This is a genomic window from candidate division TA06 bacterium (assembly GCA_004376575.1).
In the GTDB taxonomy this organism is placed as follows: Bacteria; Hydrothermota; DG-26; order E44-bin18; family E44-bin18; genus E44-bin18.
Map to the genome: position 1 here is coordinate 1 of SOJN01000076.1, position 3,809 is coordinate 3,809.

Below are 3,809 nucleotides of genomic sequence, written 5' to 3' on the forward strand. Positions count from 1 at the left end.
TTCTTGCCAACAGCAGAAGCCATTGTTGCACCTCCTTTCTATGATGCTCCGGTTAAAGGTGATTAGCGGCAGCAAATCCAGCAAGGTTGATGTTCCTTTTTCTTTCGGCATCAGGCAGGCCGGGGCTTGCCCGTGTCCTCGTTAAGATCAAAGTATCTATATTCGCTCCCAAATTCAGCGCTGACCTTCTCAAACAGTTTCCTGATGTTCTCATCAAATGTGAAACATATGATTTGCCAGCCATTACGGGCAAGCTCTACCACTCTGTTGACAAGCAAAGGACGCCTTTTATAGTCTGAGTGCAAGAAGGCGTCGTCAAGAACCAAGAACAGTCCGTCCTTCTTAAACCACCTCACCGCAAAACCTATTCGGAGTGCCAAAAATACCTGTTCCTTAGCCCCATCGCTAATCTCAGAGAGAGGAAAGCTAGAGTACGGATCAGAGACAATCATACTGTCGCCTTCAAGAAAAATATTGTCGTAGTGCTTAGTGACCTCACGAAGCGTCTTCTTTATGTCATCTGATTCCAGTGCAGACTTGACTTCTTCATCCTCAACCTCGTTAAGTTCTTCAAGGGTCTCGAAAACGAATCTCTTGCCGATTATCTGTGCCGTAATGTCTCTATATTCCTTCAGAGTTTGGTCACGCCTTTCTGCCAGTTTTGCGATGAGCTCATGCCAATCTGTAGAAATATCACTGTCTGTGGCGTCACAGATGCCCTGCTTAATGGTGTCAAGTGCATCCTCTGTTCTTGAGATTTCACCCTCTACCTTACTCAACCCGGCTTCAATTCTTCCAAACTCCTCTTCATCGAACTCGACCTCTGCCTTTTCTTTCACATATTGTGTTGGATCCACACGCAGTTCCGCCAGTTTGACCCCGTTCTTGTGGATTCGGTCTTCCAGTTCCTTTTTCTCTTGCTTCTTCTTCTCCAGCTCCTCTTTCCAATCCTCCGAAGGGATTTCTTCCCCGATGAATTCTGATATGTCCTCTAATGTTCTGATTTTTGAATCGCTAAGATCACGTTTCTTGCTGCTCAGTTGGTCCGCCAGTAACTTCTTCAGGTCGTAATCTTGCTTCATGGCCTGCAACTTCTCTTTCATGAGGGCTAGGTCGGTCAGTCCTTCGTTGAACCGCCTCTCATATTCTTTTTGTAGCCTTGCCCTTTCTTGCCCTTTGCTTGCATCACGAAGGTATTGGTCGTACATCCTCTTGTAAACCCAGCCTATCAACACCAAGGTGGCTAAGGCTATTAGTGCTACAACAGGTATGCGTAGAGCAGTAAATAGTGCACATATGATGGTCATTACTAGTACCGATGAAGGATACAGAAAACCGGGCTTGGAAGTAACCATACCTAAGTTGTATTGTTCATACTCGTCTATCGCATTTTCAAGCCACTCATAATCCTTGGTGTTCTTTTTGAGGTCCGCCAGTTCATCTTTCTTCTCGCTATATTCGCCTCTTCCTTTGTTATAGTCGCGTACACTGTCCAAAAGCTTTTGCAATTTCGCCTCATCGATGTCATCCGATTCGCCTTGGAGATCCTCAATTGTCTTCCAAATGTCATACGCAAGGTGGCACTTGGCTCTGGAAAGAAGCTCGAACTGGGCTTCTAGCACCTGTTTTTTGATCTCCAGCGTCTTTCGGTGCCCTCCCAAGTAGTGGCTTTCTATCTTGTCAAACAGCCCGTTGATTCGTCTAAGGTCATTCTCCAGGGCTTTCCTTGTTTTGATCTCTCCCCTGTTGCCACCAGAAATTTCATAGCCGCGAACCTCTGATTGTCTAATGGTTTTAGAGATATTCTCTTGTATTCTCTCGAGGATTTCTCTGTGCGATAGAAACCTTCTCAATATAAGCTTGTCAGTCTCTTCGGCTTCACTCAGCTCAACATCGGTGCTCCTCATGACGAGCAGTTTTGAGAAATCTGGAGGTAGCCCGACGTATTTCTCAATGAGAAAATCCTCAAGCTTCTTCGAACTAGTAGGTGAGAACTCGGTGACATCGTCATCTATTCCTTCGATCCTTACTCTGCCGCTCCCTATCGTCTTCCGCAGCTTCCAAGCTGCACTTTTGAAAAGTGACCGAACAAGAAACTCGACCAAGTAGCTCTTACCCTTTTCATTCTCGCCAAATATGAGGTTAACTAACCCCATTTCCCAACGTATTTCCTGGATTGGTCCCAGGTTCTGTACGTTGATATCTGTAATCTTTGCTCGCATACTCTATTTGCCTATGCTGTATATTGTTTCAAGTGCGTGGAATATTATGTCGTCTACAGCAGGTTCCTCGTCACTCCCTGTCCAGTCTTCTTGACTGATCTTCTCACATACCCTTCTTCCAATCTCTGAAAGCTCGTAATTGTCGGAGGCATATACTTCAGAAACATCTGCACCTTCGTTGTCGTAAAACGAGAAATCACCAAATTCGCGCTTGAGAACCTTTTTGAGTTCTCTTATGTTTGAACAATAACCCCTGACCTTGACACGAATCCAGACTTTTGACCGCTCTTCTGGTCTAACAGACCATCTATCCTTTATCGTCTGGATCTGCTTCTCCAAGTATTCCTTTTCGTTTTCCACCGGGAAGACAGCTATTGTCTCAGAGAAGTAGATAACCTGCGAATCTGCAGGTACCGTCTGTAATTCGAGGGTTTTGGTATCGAGTATGAAATATCGTCGCCTGCCCGTTTCAGTTATGTCCAGACCACATGGGGAGCCGACGTAATGTACATGAGAACTGAGATCGTCCAGAGGTTTGTGAATATGCGCCAGCAAGGTCAAAGCTGGGCCGTAATCTTCAACATCTTTTCTGCTCAGGGGCATATATGTACCGGGCTCGGACGGATTTGGTGCACGAATGCTGCCGAACCAGTCTCCGTGTCCGGCTAGTATCCAGTTGCCACGTTGCAGTTGCTCGTTGAATGTAGCTATTTCTTCACCCATTGTTTTGTCTGACTTGTATGGCAGAAGGAGAATTGGAAAACCTGAGTCCCCAAATCTGACAATCTCAGGCTGGACATAAACCCTAACATTACTCCCCGATAAAACCTTTTCGCTGACTGCAGGGTCATGATTTCCTGGAATGATGTGGAACTCAATAGCAGGATATTGGGAGGTGAGTTTGTCGAACTCAAAATAGCTTTGGTAGTCGCTGTCGAAGAGATCACCTATGATGAGAAGTGTGTTAACGCCTTTCTGGGTGATTTGCCTGAGAATATTCTCAAGCGTTTTCCATCGCTCAGGGTGTTTGCCTTTCTCGGTCAAATGAATATCGCCAGTTATTGCAACCTTCATGCTTTCTCCTTAGGAAGTCATGTAGTTCGCCTCAAGGATGTACAAACAGTACTCCTCGATCGCGTTGGATTTCCTATTTGGTATTCGGAAAAACTTATGTGACAGGAATATGTTTCTCGATGTCTGATCCAACGACACTCCTTGTAAGAAACGATCTTGTCCAAGATTCTAACCCGCCCTTGTCTTACTGTAGGTGAACCCTATCCGAAAAGAGTCACAATGTCAAGCATCTCTGGCGCACCGAAATATACCACTAGTCCACACACCTTGCATTTCACCTTTTCGAAAAGGTGAAACAGGTACAACCTACAACCAAATTAATCACTCACTTGACCCGTTTTTTGTATCTCTTGGCCAACTTTTGGACATCTTCTGCGATGGATTGGCGGAGTTCTTTGGGTTCGAGGGCCTCTGCCTCCTGACCCCACTGCAAGATCCACCGTTTCACCTCATAAAGCGCGGGGGCTGGAAAAGATAATGAGAGGCTCCCGTCTTTGTGCTTCTTTATCTTCT

At 45.7% G+C, this 3,809-nt stretch carries 3 protein-coding genes; all 3 read right to left on the reverse strand.

Going from position 1 to position 3,809, the window contains the following annotated elements; translation table 11 throughout:
- Nucleotides 1-110 precede the first annotated feature (110 nt).
- Entirely contained in the window at nucleotides 111-2,222 is a 2,112-nt protein-coding gene (locus E3J62_06635) for a hypothetical protein (protein ID TET45727.1), read from the reverse strand.
- A gap of 3 nt (nucleotides 2,223-2,225) precedes the next feature.
- Complete coding sequence (locus E3J62_06640) at nucleotides 2,226-3,296, reverse strand: hypothetical protein (GenBank protein ID TET45728.1); 1,071 nt, start codon at nucleotides 3,294-3,296, stop codon at nucleotides 2,226-2,228.
- Between the two features lie 325 nt (nucleotides 3,297-3,621).
- On the reverse strand, nucleotides 3,622-3,809 hold a 188-nt coding region (locus E3J62_06645; protein ID TET45729.1), incomplete at its 5' end, for a WYL domain-containing protein.

Coding starts and splice junctions, on each gene's coding strand:
- E3J62_06640 (TET45728.1), bottom strand. CDS start 3,296: ATGAAGGTTGCAATAACTGGCGATATTCATTTGACCGAGAAAGGCAAA.
- E3J62_06635 (TET45727.1), bottom strand. CDS start 2,222: ATGCGAGCAAAGATTACAGATATCAACGTACAGAACCTGGGACCAATC.